Source organism: Burkholderia sp. Bp9140 (genome assembly GCF_003853425.1).
GTDB lineage: Bacteria > Pseudomonadota > Gammaproteobacteria > Burkholderiales > Burkholderiaceae > Burkholderia.
This window is the reverse complement of the sequence record NZ_QTPQ01000012.1, coordinates 50,405-69,570: the sequence shown is the minus strand read 5'-3', so window position 1 is coordinate 69,570 and position 19,166 is coordinate 50,405. Positions and strand designations below refer to the sequence as shown.

General features: G+C 68.9%; 15 protein-coding genes. 8 read left to right on the top strand and 7 right to left on the bottom strand.

The genetic code is table 11. From position 1 onward, the window contains the following. Positions 1–58: 58 nt before the first annotated feature. On the top strand, positions 59–2,260 hold the full coding sequence (locus tag DIE21_RS12335) for a glycoside hydrolase family 3 C-terminal domain-containing protein (RefSeq protein ID WP_124497975.1): 2,202 nt from the start codon (positions 59–61) through the stop codon (positions 2,258–2,260). A gap of 193 nt (positions 2,261–2,453) precedes the next feature. Here the strand turns inward: DIE21_RS12335 and DIE21_RS12330 are convergent, their stop codons facing one another. Continuing rightward, positions 2,454–3,029 carry a DUF4865 family protein gene (locus tag DIE21_RS12330; protein WP_260426662.1) on the bottom strand — a complete coding sequence of 192 codons (576 nt, stop codon included), beginning with the start codon at positions 3,027–3,029 and terminating at the stop codon, positions 2,454–2,456. A gap of 139 nt (positions 3,030–3,168) precedes the next feature. On the opposite strand from DIE21_RS12330, the gene DIE21_RS12325 reads away from it, so the two are divergent. The 3 genes from DIE21_RS12325 (at position 3,169) to DIE21_RS12315 (ending at position 5,389) form a co-directional block, all read left to right on the top strand. Next, entirely contained in the window at positions 3,169–4,026 is an 858-nt protein-coding gene (locus tag DIE21_RS12325) for a LysR family transcriptional regulator (RefSeq protein ID WP_124497973.1), read from the top strand. 281 nt (positions 4,027–4,307) lie between these two features. Then, entirely contained in the window at positions 4,308–4,895 is a 588-nt protein-coding gene (locus DIE21_RS12320; protein ID WP_124497972.1) for a YigZ family protein, read from the top strand. Positions 4,896–5,101: 206 nt separating this feature from the next. Continuing rightward, positions 5,102–5,389: an H-NS family nucleoid-associated regulatory protein gene (locus DIE21_RS12315; protein WP_124497971.1), complete on the top strand. Its 288-nt coding sequence runs from the start codon at positions 5,102–5,104 to the stop codon at positions 5,387–5,389. Positions 5,390–5,450: 61 nt separating this feature from the next. Here DIE21_RS12315 and ppk2 read toward each other — a convergent pair whose 3' ends face one another. Further along, entirely contained in the window at positions 5,451–6,401 is a 951-nt protein-coding gene (gene ppk2 / locus DIE21_RS12310) for a polyphosphate kinase 2 (RefSeq protein WP_124497970.1), read from the bottom strand. Between the two features lie 131 nt (positions 6,402–6,532). Continuing rightward, positions 6,533–6,982 (bottom strand): helix-turn-helix domain-containing protein, encoded by a 450-nt coding sequence (locus DIE21_RS12305; RefSeq protein WP_124497969.1) that lies wholly within the window; start codon positions 6,980–6,982, stop codon positions 6,533–6,535. A gap of 327 nt (positions 6,983–7,309) precedes the next feature. Between DIE21_RS12305 and DIE21_RS12300 the strand changes: the two genes are divergently transcribed. Next, positions 7,310–8,233, top strand: a complete 924-nt coding sequence (locus DIE21_RS12300) for an alpha/beta fold hydrolase (RefSeq protein WP_124498052.1) — start codon at positions 7,310–7,312, stop codon at positions 8,231–8,233. A gap of 117 nt (positions 8,234–8,350) precedes the next feature. Here the strand turns inward: DIE21_RS12300 and ggt are convergent, their stop codons facing one another. Next, on the bottom strand, positions 8,351–10,072 hold the full coding sequence (ggt, locus tag DIE21_RS12295) for a gamma-glutamyltransferase (RefSeq protein ID WP_124497968.1): 1,722 nt from the start codon (positions 10,070–10,072) through the stop codon (positions 8,351–8,353). Positions 10,073–10,473: 401 nt separating this feature from the next. Here ggt and DIE21_RS12290 point away from each other — a divergent pair, with 401 nt between their 5' ends. The 3 genes from DIE21_RS12290 (at position 10,474) to DIE21_RS12280 (ending at position 17,178) form a co-directional block, all read left to right on the top strand. Beyond that, positions 10,474–10,998 (top strand): metal-dependent hydrolase, encoded by a 525-nt coding sequence (locus DIE21_RS12290; RefSeq protein WP_124497967.1) that lies wholly within the window; start codon positions 10,474–10,476, stop codon positions 10,996–10,998. 271 nt (positions 10,999–11,269) lie between these two features. Next, positions 11,270–15,772: a DEAD/DEAH box helicase gene (locus tag DIE21_RS12285; RefSeq protein ID WP_124497966.1), complete on the top strand. Its 4,503-nt coding sequence runs from the start codon at positions 11,270–11,272 to the stop codon at positions 15,770–15,772. A gap of 131 nt (positions 15,773–15,903) precedes the next feature. Next, entirely contained in the window at positions 15,904–17,178 is a 1,275-nt protein-coding gene (locus DIE21_RS12280) for an APC family permease (protein ID WP_124497965.1), read from the top strand. Positions 17,179–17,274: 96 nt separating this feature from the next. Here DIE21_RS12280 and DIE21_RS12275 read toward each other — a convergent pair whose 3' ends face one another. The 3 genes from DIE21_RS12275 to pcaQ form a co-directional block, all read right to left on the bottom strand. Then, the gene (locus DIE21_RS12275) at positions 17,275–17,571 is read right to left on the bottom strand and encodes an XRE family transcriptional regulator (protein ID WP_124497964.1); all 297 of its coding nucleotides are present in this window, start codon (positions 17,569–17,571) and stop codon (positions 17,275–17,277) included. A gap of 70 nt (positions 17,572–17,641) precedes the next feature. After that, positions 17,642–18,001 carry a type II toxin-antitoxin system RelE/ParE family toxin gene (locus tag DIE21_RS12270; RefSeq protein ID WP_124497963.1) on the bottom strand — a complete coding sequence of 120 codons (360 nt, stop codon included), beginning with the start codon at positions 17,999–18,001 and terminating at the stop codon, positions 17,642–17,644. Positions 18,002–18,135: 134 nt separating this feature from the next. After that, positions 18,136–19,122: a pca operon transcription factor PcaQ gene (gene pcaQ, locus DIE21_RS12265; protein ID WP_124497962.1), complete on the bottom strand. Its 987-nt coding sequence runs from the start codon at positions 19,120–19,122 to the stop codon at positions 18,136–18,138. Positions 19,123–19,166 lie beyond the last annotated feature (44 nt).

Sequence of the window (19,166 nt, the reverse complement as noted above, 5' to 3'; positions counted from 1 at the left end):
GACGAGCGCAGCTCCAGACATCATCCGAACAACCGGCAATACGATCATGGAGAACAACATGCGGGACAAACTCTGGCCGGCCGCCGTGCTGGCAGCGGCCCTCTGCACCAGCGCCTATGCGGGCAATGTCGATTTCGATTCACGGGGCGACGCCGCCGACGCGTTCGCGTCGTCCGCCGCGCAGCGACGCGCCGACCTCCTCGTGCGCAAGATGACGCTCGACGAAAAACTGCAGTTCATTCATTCGCAATACGAAATGTCAAAGGTGCCGGGCGGCGGTGCCGGCTACATCCAGGGCCTGCCGCGCCTCGGTATTCCCGATCTCGACATGGTCGACTCGGCAACCGGTTCAGGCAGCACGTCGCAGGCCAGTACGACGTTCCCCGCGACGATCGCCGTCGCCGCGAGCTGGGATCGCCACCTGTCGTACGACTACGGCAAGCAGGTCGCGATCCAGTTGCGCGCGCAAGGGTTCGGCATGGGGCTCGGCGGCGGCACCAATCTCGCGCGCGAGCCGCGCGGCGGCCGGCTGTTCGAGTATCTCGGCGAGGATCCGCTGCTCGCCGGCGACCTGCTCGCCGAGCGCACGCTCGCCACGCAACGCCAGAAGGTCATCGCGACCATCAAGCACTATGCCGGCAACGAACAGGAGCATGGCCGGATGGGCGGCAACACGCAGATCGACGAGCGTACGCTGCGCGAGCTCTACCTGCTGCCGTTCGAGATCGCCGCGAAGCGCGGTCAGCCCGGCAGCGTGATGTGCAGCTACAACCGCCTGAACGGCACGTATGCGTGCGAGAACACCCATCTGCTGAACGACGTGCTGAAGAACGAATGGGGTTTCCAGGGCCAGGTGCAGTCGGACTGGGGTGCGACGCACAGCACCGCCGCCGCGATCAACGCCGGGCTCGACGAGGAAGAGGACGTCGGCCCCTCCGTCTACCTGACGCCGGCCGCCGTCAAGCAGGCGATCGCGAACGGCTCCGTGTCGACCGCTCGCCTCGACGACATGGTGCGCCGCAAGCTGGCCGTGATGATCCGCGTCGGCGTGATGGACGATCCGGCCAAGGGCGGCGGCACGATCGATTTCGCGGCCGCGAACCGGTTCGCGCAGGGCGTCGCCGAGCAGTCGATCGTGCTGCTGAAGAACGACGGCAACCAGTTGCCGCTGGCGGCGTCCGCACTGTCGCGCATCGCCGTGATCGGCGGCCACGCCGATGCAGCCGTGCTGTCGGGCGGCGGCTCGGGCAACACGCGCGCTCCGGTCACCGGTTCGTTCGTGGGCTGCGGCGGCCTGACGTTCGGGTCGTCGACGGGCTGCAGCTGGTGGCGCAATCCGTGGCTCAAGGTCGACGTGCCGATCGTCGCGGCGATCCGCGCGCTCGCGCCGGCGGCGCAGGTTACGTTCGCCGGCAACAGCGACCAGCAGTCGCCGTTCCGCGCGTACACGCAGCAGGAAATCGACCAGGCCGCCGCGCTCGCGGGCCGCTCGGACGTCGCGATCGTCGTGGTCGCGCAGCCGGCCGGCGAGGATTTCGGCGATCTGCAAAGCCTGAGCCTCGCGAATCCGTCGAACCAGGACGCGCTCGTCGAAGCGGTCGCGCGCGCCAACCCGCACACGATCGTCGTCGTCCAGAGCGGCAATCCGGTGCTGATGCCGTGGAAGGACAACGTGTCGGCGATCGTCGAGGCGTGGTATCCGGGCGAAGGCGGCGGCAAGGCGATCGCGAACGTGCTGTTCGGCGCGGTCAATCCGTCCGGCAAGCTGCCCGTCACGTTCCCGGCACGCGACCAGGACACGCCGACGTGGGGGCAAGGCGGCGCATTCGAGAACGATCCCGTCTACGCGGAGAAGCTGAACATGGGGTATCGCTGGTACGACGCGCGCAACATCCAGCCGATGTTCGAATTCGGCTACGGGCTGTCGTACACGCACTTCGCGTATTCGGGGCTGTCGGTGTCGCGGCAGCGGGACGGCTCGCTGAGTGTCGCGTTTACCGTGCGCAACGACGGCCGTGTCGCCGGCGCGGAAACGCCGCAGGTCTATCTCGGCGTGCCGTACAAGGACGAACCGCCGAAGCGGCTGGTCGGCTGGGAAAAGATCCGGCTGAACCCGGGCGAGGCACGGCATGTGCGCGTGACCGTGTCGGCGCGGATGCAGAGCGTGTGGGATACGTCGCGCAACGGCTGGCGCATGGTGCCGGGCGGGACCGTGTATGTCGGTGCGTCGTCGCGGGATATCCGGCTGCAGGGTAGCTGACCGACGATGGCGTGACCGGAAGCGCCGCGTGCGGCGCTTCCGGTGTCCGTGCAGGGGCCCCTTTCCCCGGCCACCTGTGCCGGCTACCGGAGCAACAGCGCCAGCAGCGTCGCGAGCGCGGCGATCCCGACGATCCCCGCCGCCAGGCCCGCCAGATGCGCGGCGACCGCGAGGCCCGCGGGCAACCGCATCGTCACGCGCTCCCTTCCAGCGTGTCCAGCAACGGCCGCGCGAAATGCAGCACCTGATACACCGTGCCCGCGCCGTCGTCGTCCGGCTCATGCTCCGAGACGAGCGCCCGCGTCAGCCTCCAGCGCGCCGGATCGACGCTGACGGCCGCCGCGACGACACCCGGCCGTCCCGCCGTTTCGCGATTGTGTGCGATCTCCCGCGCGAGCGCGGCGTCGAGATCGGCATCCGCCGCGATGTCGACGGCCTCGAGACGAACGAAGCGCGCCGTCGCTGCGCACCCCTTGCGCGCATCGAGCGCAACCCGGACCTCGACCGGCGGCCGTCCGAAACTGTCCGTCACGCCCCGGAAGCGGCCGTCCGCGACGAATTCGGCGAACGCCCGGTCGGAGCGCCACAGATAGAACGACGCATAGCCGTTTTCCGTCGCACCGTAGCGGCCGGCCTCGCGCAGCAGGAAACCCTTGAACAGCAGTTCGGGCGTGTCGTCCCAGCGCCCGCCGCGCTCGCGCACGCGATCGCGAATGATGTCGAGGTCGTAGTCCGCCGGCAGGCGGTGCATGTAATACGCGGTCAGCATGGGCGCCTCCTGGCGAAAGAAACGGCATGAATCGGGCGGATTTCGGAACGGCTGGACACAGCGTAGAAGGCCTTGAATCATTTGAAAAGGCGATGGCAGAATATTTCAATGATTCGTTTTCAAAATGGAGGAATGCGCGATGAAGACGCTCGACATCGACGCCGTGCATGCGTTCGTGCTGACCGCCGACCTCAGGAGTTTTACGCGCGCCGCCGAGGCGATCGACACGACGCAGTCCGCGGTGAGCCTGAAAATCAAGCGGCTCGAAGACGCGCTCGGCCGCCGGTTGCTCGAGCGCACGCCGCGCCAGGTGCGCCTGTCGGCCGACGGCGCCGCGTTCCTCGAACCGGCCCGCGCCCTGGTCGCGGCTCACCAGGGCGCGGTCGGCGCGTTCGGCACGGGCCAGCGGCGGCTGGTCATCGGCGTCAGCCACCATGTCGTCGGCGCGGATCTGCCGATGCTGCTGCGGCGCATGAACGACGCGGAACCCGGCCTCGTGCTGGAAATTCGGGTCGCGGCGTCGCGCGACGTGCTCGACGCATTCGATCGAGGCCAACTCGATGCCGCTGTCGTCCTGCAGCACGACAGCCGGCGCCTCGACGGCGAGACGATCCTGTCGGAATCGTTCGGCTGGATGGCCGCGGCCGATTTCGAGTACCATCCGCCGCAACCGCTGCGGCTCGCCACGCAGGCAGAACCGTGCAGCGTGCGGCGCATGGCTGTCGGCGCGCTCGACGAAGCCGGTGTCGCGTGGACGGAAGTGTTCGTCGGTGGCGGCGTCGCGACGATCGGCGCGGCGGTATCGGCCGGGCTGGCCGTCGCGGCGCTCGGGCATCGCGTCGCACCATCGGGCACCGTCAACGTCGGTACGCAGTATGGATTGCCGCCGCTGCCGGCCCGCGACGTCGTGCTGTACACGAACCGGACCGATGCGCACGCAAGACAGGCAATGCGCACGCTGGGGGCGGCGCTCCGGTCGTCGGTCGGGAGGCGGTAAAAGGCACGCGGCGAATCGCGAACGCGGCATCGTCGCCGGTCTGCGCCGCAGTACCGAACCCGGCACGATACCGGCGTGCGTCGCGGGCGGGTTCGCCATCGCCCCGCCCGCTCGGGGTATCCTTCGTCACACGCCACCGCGCGGCCGCCCCGTTCATCGGCCGGCCGCGCGACCGGCATGCGGACGCCGAACCGCGCAGCGCATTCGCCCCGGCCGAGACAGAACGCGCCCGCCATGCGGGCAACCCACTGCATGCTCCGTGCATGCCGACAACGATCAACGTGACTTACACCCTATCCGCTTCCCGCACGACCGAACTCGAAATCCGCAAGAGCCGCTTCATCGCGCACGCGATTCCGGTTGAAGACCGCGACGCCGCGATGCAGGCGCTGCAGCGCCTGCGCGCCGAGCACCCGACGGCCACCCACGTCTGCTGGGCGCTGCTCGCGGGCGGCCAATCCGGCATGTCGGACGACGGCGAGCCGTCGGGCACCGCCGGCCGGCCGATCCTCGAAGTGCTGCGTCATCACGATCTCGACGGTGTGCTCGGCGCGGTCGTCCGCTACTACGGCGGCGTGAAGCTCGGCGCGGGCGGCCTGGTGCGCGCCTATACGGATGCGATCGCCTCCGCGCTGCTCGACGCCGAGCGCGTCGAACGCATTCGCCACACGCGCTTCGCAATCGAAATCGGCTATCCGGACGAAGCGCGCGTGCGCCGCTGGATCGAGCAGGCGGGTTACGAGCTGGTGGACAGTGCGTACGGGATGACGGTGCGGCTCGTGATCAAGCTGCCGGAAACGGCCGAAGCGGCGGCGAAAGCCGAGCTGTTCGACCTGACGCAGGGGCGCTCGGGCTTCCCTGACCTGTGACGAACGGCCGGCCGCACTGCCTCCGCGTCACAGATTCGCGACGACCCCGCGAAAATTCAGATACGTCCGATAGAAAAACCGCGCACCGAAATTTAATCTCCTGCATTCCCGGTGCGGCGTTTCGCAAACGGCTGGCCGGGCATGCAGACACGCAGCCCATCGCGCGTCGCAAGCAATCAGAATCAAGCTACGGGGATATCGGACGCATGCAACTGCAAAAACTGCAAGCCCAGCTTGCGGAACTCGATCGACGCATCCAGGCGGCACGTCGCCGTGAACGCGACGCGGCACTCGTTCGGGTGCGCCGGCTCGTGACGAACTATGCGCTGACCGCGCGGGAAATATTCGGGCAGGGTTACAACGATCGCGCGAAGCTGTTCACGGTCGGTGCGAAATATCGCGACCCGGCGACGGGCGCGACGTGGAGCGGACGCGGCCGCGCACCCGCCTGGATCGCCGGCCGCGACCGTGCCGCGTTCCTGATCCGGGAGTGAGGCGCGCCGCGTTGCACCGCGCGCCCCCGTGACCGCTCCGGTCGGCCCGCACCGCTCGCGCTCAATAAGTGTCCGGCACGATCATGGTGTCCGGCACCGGACGGCGAATGTAGTCCTCGTGATGCTCGCGCTGCGGCAAATCGATCGTCGGGCGCGGCACCTCGTGATACGGCACCTGGGTCAGCAGATGGTGGATGCAGTTCAGGCGCGCGCGCTTCTTGTCGACCGCCTGCACGACCCACCACGGCGCATCCGGAATATGCGTGCGCTGCAGCATTTCTTCCTTCGCGGCCGTATAGGCTTCCCAGCGGCGGCGGCTCTCGAGGTCCATCGGGCTCAGCTTCCACTGCTTCAGCGGATCCTCGATCCGGCTCTGGAACCGCACTTCCTGCTCGTGATCGGTGATCGAAAACCAGTACTTGACGATCTGGATCCCGCTGCGCACCAGCATCTTCTCGAACTCGGGCACCGAGCGGAAAAACTCCTCGTATTCGTCGTCGGTACAGAAATTCATCACGCGCTCGACGCCTGCGCGGTTGTACCAGCTGCGATCGAACAGCACGATCTCGCCGCCGGCCGGCAGATGCGCGACATAGCGCTGGAAATACCACTGCGTGCGCTCGCGGTTGCTCGGCGCCGGCAGCGCCGCCACGCGGCACACGCGCGGGTTCAGGCGCTGCGTGATGCGCTTGATCGCGCCGCCCTTGCCTGCCGCGTCGCGGCCTTCGAAAATCACGACGAGCCGGTGCCCCGTGCTCACGACCCAGTCCTGCAGCTTCACGAGTTCGCCCTGCAGCCGGAACAGCTCGCGGAAATACTGCTTGCGCGCTTCGCGGCGCTCCGGCGAGAACAGCAGATCCTCGTCGTCGTCGAAGCGGCGGTCGTCGAGCTCCATTTCGAGCTCCTCGTCGTACGCGTCGACGAGGTCCTCCTCGAAACGGCGCTGGCGCGACTCGAGCGATGCCGTATCGGTGAAGTTGTCGGTCTCGGTGCGGGTATCGTTATCGCCCATGGGGCCTCCTTCCTTCAGTTGACGCAGCCAAACTCCGCCATTATCCCAGTGTTGCGCGTCAAATTGATGAAAAAGGGGCCGATCCGCCCCTCGGAAGCGAAAGGCGGCGACGCACGCCCGATCGCAGTGCATCAGCCGGACGGCGGCAGCACGACCGTGTCCTCCGGCCCGAGCATGCGCCCGTCCTGCGAGCGAAGCTCCAGCTTCCTGACGGGCAGGCCCTTCTTCCGGTCGACGAGGAGCACGTGTGCCTCGTCCGGTTCGAAGCAGAAATCCTCGCCCCACTGCCGCAGCGCGACGAGCACCGGAAACAGGCCGCGCCCCTTCTCGGTCAGCACGTACTCGTGATGCGCGCCGCCGTCCGCGGCCGGCACCACGTCCATGATTCCGTGTGCGACGAGGTTGCGCAAACGCGCCGCGAGAATGTTCTTCGCCAGACCGAGGCTCGTCCGGAATTCGCCGAAGCGGCGCCGCCCGTCGAAGGCGTCGCGCACGATCAGCAGCGACCACCAGTCGCCAATCGCGTCCAGCGGGCGGGCAACGCCGCAAGGGGAATCTTCGTGGGTGGTTCGTCTGGTCATCGATGCGGGTCGAACGGCGGATCGCGCCATTGACAATGAATGGTTTCAATATAAAACCAACAATATCGAAAATCAATCGGCCCGCGCCCACTGTTCGAGAGGCGCGAACGATACGGGACTCGTCCTCGTGACTGGTTTTCCCGTTCACGCATATCGATGCGAAAACCCGCTGAATTCCCTACTCTTCCTGACCCGATGACCTCCGGTCGCCGAGGTATTCGAGCGCGTCCTGATTATCCATTCGGTTGCAGCTTGCCATCTCCCGACTTACGCTCCACCTGGTTTCAAGTTGAAACCATCCTCCCCGACCATACGAAGGAGCGCTCGATGATTGCGTCCGATGCCACGTTCGACGGCACCTTTCCATTCGCCCCGCGTTTCGACGACACGTCCGGTTTCCGGATGCACTACGCGGACGAAGGCCCGCGCGACGGCGAGACCGTTCTGTGCCTGCACGGCGAACCTACCTGGGGTTACCTGTTCCGCCACCTGATCGCGGCACTGAGCCCGACATGCCGGGTCGTCGTGCCCGATCACATGGGATTCGGCAAAAGCGCGACGCCGCAGGACCGCAGCTACTGGTTGCAGGACCATATCGACAACCTGGAGCGCTTCGTCCTCGCGCTCGACCTCGACCGCGTGACGCTGGTGATGCACGACTTCGGCGGCCCGGTCGGCATGGGCCTTGCCGCCCGTCATCCGGACCGCATCCGGCGCATCGTGTCGGCGAACGGACCGACGCCGTTCGGCCAGCCCGACCTCGTCGAACGCCTGGCCGCGAACGGTCGCGACGCGCCGTGGTTCCAGTGGATCATGCGCGCGGCCACGGACGGTTCGCTCGAAACGGTGCTCGGCCAGCTCGGTTTCAACATCCTGAGCACGCTGAAGCTGAACGGCTTCGAGAATCATGCGATCGTCACGGATGCGTGGCTCGCCGCGTACGGCGCACCGTTTGCGCGGCCGGCCGACTGTATCGGCGCGATCGGATGGGCTCGGGGATTTGCCGACGGCGCACACCGGTTCGAGAAACCCGATGCGGCGGCGATACGCGCGATACGCGACAAGCCCGCGCTCGCGATCTGGGGAGACGCCGATCGAACACTCGGCGCCCAACATTTCCTGCCGCTGTTCACCGCGCTGTTTCCGTCGGCACCCGTCGATCGGCTGGCCGACGTCGGGCACTATTGCTTCGAGGATGCGCCCGATGCGGTTGCGAGCCGGATCGCCGGATTCATCCGGGCCACCGCCTGAGCGTTGCATCGCGCGCGTGAGCGCTGCGGTGCGATTCCCCGACCGGGACCGGGCAAATACCGGGCCGGGGAACCGCATGCGCGGCCGCTGTCGCGAACGCGCATGCGCCGCCCTGCGTCACCGAATGATCCGCGTCACCCCGCGCCCGCGCGGATCGGCCATCGCCTCCGGCGTCCTGCCGTCGACCTTGATCACCTGGATGTCGCCGCTGAAGTCCTGTCCCTTCAACGTGTAGCCGCGCGCCTCGATCTGCTTCGCGAGCTCGCCTTCGATCGGGTGGTACGGCTCCCAGAAGATCGTGTTCGGCGGCAGCAGCTGATGGTGGAAGCGCATCGCGCCGACGGCCTCCTTCAACGGCATCCTGAAGTCGTAGATGTTGTTGATCACCTGGAAGATCGACGTGAAGATCCGCGAGCCGCCCGGCGTGCCGATCACGAGCGACACCTTGCCGTCCTTCGTCATGATCGTCGGCGACATCGACGACAGCGGACGCTTCTTCGGCTCGATCGCGTTCGCATCGCTGCCGACCACGCCGAACATGTTCGCAACGCCCGGCTTCGCGGAGAAGTCGTCCATCTCGTCGTTCAGCACGATGCCGGTGCCGTCGGCGATCACGCCCGAACCGAAATAGCCGTTGATCGTGTACGTGTTCGACACCGCGTTGCCCCACTTGTCGACGACCGAGAAGTGCGTCGTTTCGGCCTTCTCGGGCATCGACGTGCCGAGGCCCGGCTGCACGCTCTTCGTGTCGGCGATCTGCGTCGGGCTCACTTCGGCCGCGCGCTTCGCGATATACGCGTCATTGGTCAGTTGCGCGACCGGCACCTTGTAGAAGTCCGGATCGCCGAGATACTGCGCGCGATCGGCGAACACGCGCTTCTCGATTTCGGCGACAAGGTGGATGTATTGCGGCGAGTTGAGCTTCACGCCCTCGAAGTCCTGCTTCAGGTCCGCCTTCATCTTGAGCAGCTGCACGAGGCCGATGCCGCCCGAGCTCGGCGGCGGCGCGGTGATCACGTCATAGCCGTTCCACTTCGCCTGCACCGGCTGGCGCCACACCGCGCGGTATTGCGCGAGATCCTCGGTCGTGATCAGCCCGTTGCCGTCGCCGGTCTTCATCGACGCGGCGATCAGCTGGGCCGTCTTGCCCTTGTAGAAGCCGTTCGCGCCGTCGTTCGCAATCCGCACGAGCACGTCGGCGAGATCGGGCTGCTTGAAGTTCGACCCGGCCTTCATCGTGGAGAAGTACTTGTCGAAGTTGGTCTTGCCGCCGAACTCCTTCGACGCGTCGACGCCGCGCTGCGCGAGCTGTTCGTCGACGACGAAGCCGTCGCGCGCATAGTGGATCGCCGGCGCGAGCACCTGCTTCCACTTCAGCTTGCCGAAGCGCTTCTGCGCTTCCCACATGCCCGCGACCGTGCCCGGCACGCCAGCCGCGCGCGGGCCGTACAGGCTCATGCCCTCGACGACGTTGCCGTCCTTGTCGAGGTACATGTCCTTCGTCGCGGCGAGCGGCGCGCGTTCGCGGTAGTCGATGAAGTACGGCTTGCCGTCCTTGTAGATCGTCATGAAACCGCCACCGCCGATGTTGCCGGCTTCCGGATACGTGACGGCGAGCGTGAAGGCGATCGCGACGGCCGCGTCGATCGCGTTGCCGCCTTCCTTGAAGATCCGCTCCGCGGCGTCCGCGCTGTACTTGTCGGCCACCGCAACCGCCGAGCTCGTCAGGACCGCCGGCTGCGGCCCCTTCGCATAAGCCGGCGCGTTCGGCAGGAAGCCGATGCCGGCCACCGTCGCGAGCACGGCGGCGGATGATTTGAAGCGATTCAGCGTCGTCATTGCATGTCTCCCATGTGGATCTCCAGCGGGCCGAAAAAAGCCCCTGATCCGCTTATATCCGCTGGCTCACGGTGGGCCATATGCCGGTTTCGTAGTGACGTGGGGCAATCGATCGAAAATCACGCACCACACTACGAATCTCCTCGAATCGTGTGCGGTGGGTCACGCGCCGGTGCAAAGGCGGACACGCGGATCGGTCGAAATTGCATGCGACCCATGCGAGGCACGGCCCGCAATCGGAAAATCACGGCACGCGCCACTTGCGCGGCTCCGCCGCATGCAAAAAAACCGCGATCGAACCGCCCGCTGCGCGGGCCGATCTGAGAAGATAGCGCCCCGCTTTCGCGCCCGATCGTTCGCGCTCGTTTGCCGCCGCTTCACGTTTTCTCGTCTCGTTTCCTATGGCATCACACAATGCGCATCACGCGTCCGGCTTCGCGGCCGGCGCCGCCGCCGCCGTCCTCGTCGCGCAAACCGGCGCGACCGGCCCCTGGCACGCGGGCCTGCTCGCCGCGTTCGCGGCCGGCGTCGCGGGCGGCACCGCGCCCGACTGGCTCGAAGTCGCGTGGTGGACCCGCAAGCGCCGCCTGTGGATCACGCACCGCACCGTCACGCACTGGGGCATCGGCTGGATCGCGCTGCTCGCGCTCGGATGGCGCGGGCTCACGCATCATCCGCATCCGCTGTGGGCCGCGCCGCTGTTCGGTTTCGCGTGCGGCGGCGTGATGCACCTGCTCGCCGACTGGCCGAATCCGCTCGGCGTGCCGTGGATCTGGCGGCGCCACTCGCTGAACCTGTGGAACAGCGGACATTGCGACCTGATCGTCGTGGCCGCCGCATGGGGCGGCACGCTGTGGCTCGCGCAGTCGCTGTGGACGCGCGCGCCGTTCCTCGAACACTGGCTCGGCTGGCTGCACCGCGTGTAGTCACGTGTAGGCACGGATCGCGCCCTGCATCCGCCCGGCGCACCTCGACCGCCGCTTTCCCCTTCCGCAAGGCCGGCCACCCGTGACCCAACAGGTGCCGGCCCGCACGCGCGCACCTATTGCCTGTTGAAACGCCGGCACCGCGCCTCATCTGCCTCTCCGCCGCGTGCGTGCTCCCTGCCCGCGGCGCCCGGCATGCATCCGCGACGTCTGGCACACTGACGATTCGCGCGCGGCCGCCCGTGCGCTCGCACCCCATTTCAACGCTCCGATGGACGTCACCGCCACCCGCCCCGCCACCGCGCTCGACGTGTTCCACCCGGCCGTCGCCGCGTGGTTCCGCCGCGCGTTCGCCGCCCCGACCGGCGCGCAGGCGCTCGCGTGGCCGCACATCAAGGCCGGCCGGTCGACGCTCGTCGCCGCGCCGACCGGCTCCGGCAAGACGCTCACCGCGTTCCTGTGCGCGCTCGACGACCTCGTGCGCGATGCGCTCGCGCACGACGGCGCGCTGCCCGACGCGACGCTCGTCGTCTATGTGTCGCCGCTGAAGGCGCTGTCGAACGACATCCACGTGAACCTCGACGCGCCGCTCGCCGGCATTGCCGAGTCGCTCGCGCAACTCGGGCTGCCGGTGCCGGCGATCCGCACCGCCGTGCGCACCGGCGACACCACGCAGGCCGAACGCGCGGCGCTGCGCAAGCGCGCGCCGCACATTCTCGTGACGACGCCCGAGTCGCTGTACGTGCTGCTGTCCTCGACGTCGGGACGGCAGATGCTGTCGAGCGTGCGCTCGGTGATCGTCGACGAGATCCACGCGCTTGCGTCGTCCAAACGCGGCAGCCACCTCGCGCTGTCGCTCGAACGCCTCGATGCGTTGACGGGCCGCGCGTTGCCGCGCATCGGATTGTCGGCCACGCAGAAGCCGATCGACGCGGTCGCGCGCTTCCTGGTCGGCGGCCCGGCCGATGCGCCGCGCGACTGCACGATCGTCGACACCGGTCATACGCGCGAACGCGACCTCGCGCTCGAGCTGCCGAACGTGCCGCTCGAACCCGTGATGGCGACCGACGTGTGGGAACAGGTGTACGACCGGATCGCCGCACTCGCGGCCGCGCATCGTACGACGCTCGTGTTCGTGAACACGCGGCGCACCGCGGAGCGCATGGCGCGCCATCTCGCCGACCGCCTCGGCAAGGACGCGATCGCCGCGCACCACGGCAGTCTCGCGAAGGAACACCGGTTCGACGCGGAACAGCGGCTCAAGCGCGGCGACCTGAAGCTGCTCGTCGCGACCGCGTCGCTCGAACTCGGCATCGACATCGGCGACGTCGACCTGGTGTGCCAGGTCGGTTCGCCGCGCGGGATCGCGCCGTTCCTGCAGCGCGTCGGCCGCTCGGGGCACCACGTCGGCGGCGTGCCGAAGGGCCGCCTGTTCCCGCTGTCGCGCGACGAGCTGATCGAATGCGCGGCGCTGCTCGACTGCGTGCAACGCGGCGAGCTCGACGCGTTGCGGATTCCCGAGGCGCCGCTCGACGTGCTCGCGCAGCAGATCGTCGCCGAGGTCGCCTGTGCGCAATGGCACGAGGACGCGCTGTACGCGAGCTTCACGCAGGCGGCGCCGTACGCACGCCTGTCGCGCGAACGCTTCGACGACGTGATGAAGATGCTCGCCGAAGGCTTCACGAGCCGCCGCGGCGTGCGCGGCGCGTATCTGCATCGCGACGTGGTCGGCGGCACGGTGCGCGGGCGCCGCAACGCGATGATGACCGCGACGACGTCGGGCGGCACGATTCCCGACATGGCCGACTACGCGGTACTGCTCGAACCGCAGGGCATCCAGGTCGGCACCGTCAACGAGGATTTCGCGATCGAGAGCCTGGCCGGCGACGTGTTCCAGCTCGGCAACCAGTCATACCGGATCATTCGCGTGGAAACGGGCCGTGTGCGCGTCGAGGACGCGCAAGGCCAGTCGCCGAGCATTCCGTTCTGGCTCGGCGAGGCGCCCGCGCGCAGCGACGAGCTGTCGGCGGCGGTCGGCCGGCTGCGCGCGCGGCTCGACGGGCTGTTCGCCGAAGGCGATCGGCATGCGGATGCCGGTGGGCCGAAGCGCGCAGGCGGCGACGCGGCCGGCAAGACGGGCACGCGCGGCAAAGCCGGCAAGGCGGTCGAGGCCGACATCGCGACCGATTCGCGAAGCGAGCCCGTCGGCACCGCGATCGCCCCGTCCGAAAGCCGTCTCGCGCCGGCACTGCGCTGGCTCGCCGACGATCTCCACCTGTCGCCCGACGCGGCCCGCCAGATCGCCGACTACCTCGCGCGCACGCGCGCGGCGCTCGGCGCGCTGCCGACGCAGGACACGCTCGTGATGGAGCGCTTCTTCGACGAATCGGGCGGCACGCAACTGGTGATTCATTCGCCGTTCGGCAGCCGCATCAACCGCGCATGGGGGCTCGCGCTGCGCAAGCGCTTCTGCCGCAGTTTCAACTTCGAGCTGCAGGCCGCCGCGACCGACGACGCGATCATTCTTTCGCTGTCGCTCGCGCACAGCTTCGCGCTCGACGAAGTGTGGCGTTACCTGCGCTCGGCCAGCGCCGAGCACGTGCTGGTCCAGGCCCTGCTCGACGCGCCGATGTTCGGCGTGCGCTGGCGCTGGAACGCGACGACCGCGCTCGCGCTGCCGCGCTTCACCGGCGGCCGGCGCACCGCGCCGCAGTTGCAGCGGATGAAAAGCGAGGACCTGCTCGCGACCGTGTTCCCCGATCAGGTGGCATGCCTCGAGAACATCGTCGGCGAACGCGAGATCCCGCACCATCCGCTCGTCGACCAGACGCTCGACGACTGCCTGCACGACGCGATGGATACCGACGGCTGGCTCGCGCTGCTGCGCCGGATCGAAAGCGGCGCGATCGAGCTGATCGCACGCGACCTGCCCGCGCCGTCGCCGCTCGCGGCCGAGATCCTCAACGCGAAACCCTATGCGTTCCTCGACGACGCGCCGCTCGAGGAGCGCCGCACGCAGGCCGTGCAGTCGCGCCGCTGGAGCGATCCCGAATCGGCCGACGATCTCGGCGCGCTCGACGCCGACGCAATCGACGCGGTGCGCGACGAAGCATGGCCGCTGGTGCGCGATGCCGACGAAATGCACGACGCACTGCTCACGCTCGCCTGCGTCGCCGACGGCGAAGCACATGCGCACGAAGGCTGGGCCGACCAGCTCGCGGAACTGGCCGAACGCCGCCGCGCGACCCAGCTCGTCACGCCGGACGGCGCCGCGCTGTGGGTGCCGGTCGAACGGCTGGTCTGCATACGCGCGCTCCATCCCGGCGCACGCGTCGCACCCGCGCTGAAGGTGCCGGCCGCATGCGCACAGCCGTGGGAAGCCGACGCCGCACGCGTCGATGTGATCCGTGCGCGGCTCACCGGCTTCGGACCGCTGACGCTCGACGCCATCGCGCAGCCGCTCGGCCTGCCGCCCGCGACGATCGCGACGGCGCTCGCGGCACTCGAGCGCGAAGGCTACGTGATGCGCGGCCGCTTCACGCCGGGCGCGACAGCCGACGAATGGTGCGAACGCCACCTGCTCGCGCGCATTCATCGCTATACGGTCAAGCGGCTGCGCCGCGAGATCGAACCGGTCGAGCGCGCCGATTTCATGCACTTCCTGTTCCACTGGCAGCACCTGACGCCCGACACGCGCGGCTCGGGCCGCGACGCGCTCGCGGCCGTCGTCGAACAGCTCGAAGGCTACGAAGCCGCGGCGAGCGCGTGGGAAGACGCACTGCTGCCCGCGCGGCTCACCGACTACACGGCCGGCGGCCTCGACGAGCTGTGCCGCTCGGGCAAGCTCGTCTGGACCCGCATCGGCGCGCCGGCCCGCGCGGCCGGCACGCCCGTGAAAACCACGCCGGTCGTGCTGCTGCCGCGCCGCCACCTCGGTGCATGGCAGGCGCTGCGCGACCCGGACGCGCAACCGGCGCTGTCGGCGCGTGCGACGCAGGTGCGTGACGCACTCGCCGCACATGGCGCGATGTTCTTCGATGCACTGCTCGACGAACTGCACCTGCTGCCCGTCGAACTCGAACAGGCGCTCGGCGAACTCGTCTCGGCCGGCCTCGTGAATGCGGACAGCTTCGCCGGACTGCGTGCGCTGCTGAAACCGGCGGTCAAGCGCCACGCGACGCACGGGCCGCGCACGCGGCGCGGCGGCGCACTGATCGGCGGGATGGACGATGCAGGCCGCTGGGCGCTCGTGCAACGCGTTTCGGCACCGGACGACGCGCCAACGCCGGCACCGAAGCGCGGTGTGCCCGCGACCGATCCCGCCGCGCTCGAACACGTCGCCTGGACGCTGCTGCGCCGCTATGGCGTCGTGTTCTGGCGCCTGCTCGAACGCGAGGCCGACTGGCTGCCGAGCTGGCGCGAACTCGTGCGCGTGCTGCAGCGGCTCGAAGCGCGTGGCGAAATTCGAGGCGGACGCTTCGTCGCGGGGCTCGCGGGCGAGCAGTTCGCGCTGCCGGAAGCGATCCCGATCCTGCGCGAACTGCGTCGCCAACCGGGTGACGGCCAGTATGTGTGCGTGACGGGTGCCGACCCGCTGAACCTTGCCGGCACCCTGCTGCCCGGCGACAAGGTGCCCGCGCTGGCCGGCAATCGCGTGCTGTTCCGCGACGGCGTGCCCGTCGCGTCGCTCGTGTCGGGCGCGTTCCACTATGCACCCGACCTGCCGCCCGCCGCGCGCGAGGATGCGCGCCTGCGCCTCGCACGCCGCTACTGACATCGGCTGACACGCGGCACGTCGCGGACTACTGAACGCCGCGCGGCATCGACGCACCCGTTCGGGTAGCATCGAACGATTCATCGCGCGGCCGACCGCGCCCAGAACAAGCCTTCCGGAGACTGCCTTTCATGTCCTCGCACGCCGATTCGCCCGCCGTTCATCACGCGGGTTCTCTGACGATTTTCCAGGGCGCCGCGCTGTATATCGGCGCGGTGCTCGGCACCGGCGTCATTGCGTTGCCTGCGCTCGCCGCCGAGGTCGCGGGGCCTGCGTCGCTGCTCGCGTGGGCCGCGCTCGTCGTGCTGTCGGCGCCGCTCGCGGCCACCTTCGCCGCACTTGGCGCGCGCTACCCGGACGCGGGCGGCGTATCGACCTACGCGCGACGCGCATTCGGACCGAAGGCCGCGGCGATCGTCGGCTGGTGTTTCTATTTCGCGGTGCCGGCCGGCGCGCCGGCCGCCGCGATGTTCGGCGGCGCGTACGTCGCGGCCGTCACGGGCGGCGGGCATACGACGGTCATCGTCACGGCCGCCGCATTGATCGCCACGGTATCGGCCGCGAATGCGTTCGGCGTCACGGTGTCGGGCCGCATGCAGCTCGTGCTGTCGGCGCTGCTCGTGACGCTGCTGCTGGCGGCCGTGCTCGCGTCCGCGCCCCATGCGCGCACGGCGAACCTGCACCCGTTCGCGCCGCACGGCTGGCTCGCGGTCGGCCAGGCTGCGGCGCTGCTCGTGTGGAGCTTCGCGGGCTGGGAAGCGATCACGCACCTCGCCGCCGAATTCCGCCGGCCCGCGCACGACATGCCGCGCTCGGCCGGCATCACGGTCGTGGTGGTCGGGTTCCTCTATCTGGCGGTCGCCGCCGCGAGCGTGACGGTGCTCGGGCCGTCCGCGGGAACCTCGGGCGCGCCGCTCGCGGAGCTGATCGCGGGCGGCATCGGCGGCCATGCGCAGGTGCTGGCCGCCGCTGCCGCGTTGCTGCTCACGCTCGGCACGATGAACGCGTATTTCGCGGGTGCGGCCAAACTCGGCGCGGCGCTCGGGCGCGACGGCGCGTTGCCCGCGTGGCTCGCGCAAGGCAGTCAGGTCGGCGGCGTGCCGCGCCGCAGCCTCGGCGTGATTGCGGTGCTCGCGGCCATCGCGCTGGCCGCGACGACGATCACGGACGTCGGACCCAAGCCGCTGGTGCTGGTCACGTCCGGTTGCTTCGTGATGGTGTACGGGCTCGGCGCGGCCGCCGCGCTGAAACTGCTGCCGCGCGGCGGCATCGCGTATCGCTGCGCGTGGATTTCGCTGGTCGCCGTCGCCGGGTTGTTCCTGACGACGGGATGGTATTTCCTGTGCCCGCTGCTGCTCGCGGGCGGCGCGTTGCTTTACCTGCGGCTGGCCGGGCAGCGCACATGATCGTGCGCCGATGCCCGCGAGCGGACGAACATGCGCCCGCTCGCCGCGTTGCGCCAGCCCGCCGCCAACCGGCCGCGCACCGTTTCGCCGGGCGCGTCAGGCCGGCACCAGCTCGAAGCTGAGCCGCTTGCCGAGTGCGGTGGCCGCGCTCGCAAGCGTCGCGAGCGTGAGGCTCGTGTCGGTTTCGTCGAGCAGCCGGTTGAGCGCGGCACGGCTGGTTTTCATCCGCGCGGCCATCGCGGTTTTCGTGATGTGCTGCGCCTTCATTTCCTGCCCGATCTGCCACGCGATCACGCGCTTGATCGCGGTGGCGGTGGCCGCTTCGAGCTGGCCTTCCTCCTCGAGGAAGGTGTCGAAGTCGCTGCCGATATGCGGGTTGTTCGTGGTCGTCATGGGTACTCCAGTGCATGGCGTGGCCGGCCGGCACGGCGGCGAACCGCATGTGCCGGCGCAACCGGGGAATTCAGATGGCGCGCGTCAGCGCTTTCAGCCGCGCGACGGTCACGTCGAGATCGTCGGACGGCGTGGCCTGCGACTGCTTGAAGAACGCGTGCAGCAGCACCATCGTGTCGCCGACGGCCGTGAACAGCACGCGCGCGCTTCGCCGCGGCAACATCACGCGGATTTCCCACAGATCGTTCGACATCTTCCGGACCAGCGGCATGCCGAGCGGCCAGCCCAGTTGAACGGTCTTGATCTCTTCGCCGATCACCCGGCGCTCGATCTGCCCGAGCGCCTTGAGCCATTCGCGCACCGGCTCGTTGCCACGCGCGGTGCGGAAGAACCGCACGCCGAGCGTGATCTGAATCTGCTGTCTCGCCATCGTCGTGTCATCCAGCGTACCAAAAACGATACGCTATGCCAAGCACGACGAGACCCGCTACTGACCGAACGGCCGACGAATGGCGGTGAAGGAACGGCAGCCGGACGCCACGTGGCCCGGCCCTGCACGGCGTCTCAACGCTCGCGGCGAGCAGGCTTGCGCGCGCCGGGCGGCGCGCGATGCGCTCGCGCATCGCCGAACCGCGCCTGCGCGATGTCGCGCACGGCGTCGATCAGCGTCCGCGCGACGGGCGACGGTTGCGCATCGGTGCGCAGCACGAGCCCGACCGGCTCGTCGGTGCCCGCGGACGGCAGCGGCAGGCGCGCGAGCGCACCGGCCGACAGGTCGTATTCGGCCGCATAGAGCGGCACGAACCAGACCGCGTCGTTCTCGAGCGCGAGCGCGCGCGCGACCGACACCGACAGCACCTCGATGAACGAATCCAGCGGCGGCGCGCCGCATGCGCCGAGCAGTTGCTCGGCCGACTGGCGGATCAGCGTGCCGAACGGCGGCAGCACGACCGGATAGCGCGCGAGTTCGACGGCCGGCGCGGCGCTCGCGAGCAGCGGATGCCCCGCGCGCACGACTGCGACGAGCGGCTCGTTATACAGCTGCTCGAACGCCAGCCCGATCATCCGCTCCGGCTCCGACAAACGCCCGATCGCGCATTCGATCGCCCCCGCCTTCAGCCGCTCCAGCAGTTCGGCATTCGCGGCCGTCGCGATCCGCACGACGATGCGCGGCCAGCGTGCGGTCAGCGCCTTCATCAGCGCGGGCGCGAGCGATGCCGCAACCGTCGGCAGCATGCCGATCTCGAGTGTCGCCGCGGCCGCGCCGCCCTCGCGTGCGAGCAGCCCGACGCCCTGCCGCAGCGCCAGCACGCACGCGTTCGCATGCGGGATGAACAATTGCGCTTCTCGGGTCGGCTGCGCGCCGTGCCGCCCGCGTTCGAACAGCTTCACACCGAGGATCGACTCCAGTTCGGCGATCGTCTTCGACACGGCCGGCTGTGTGATCGACAGGCTTTCCGCCGCCTTCTGCACGCCGCCCAGCTGCGCAACCGCGAGAAAACACTGCAGGTGCCGGAATTTGACGCGGCCGTCGGCGATACGGTTATTCATAACGGGCGGTTATGCGAGTGGCAATGTTGTGTCATTTTGCATAA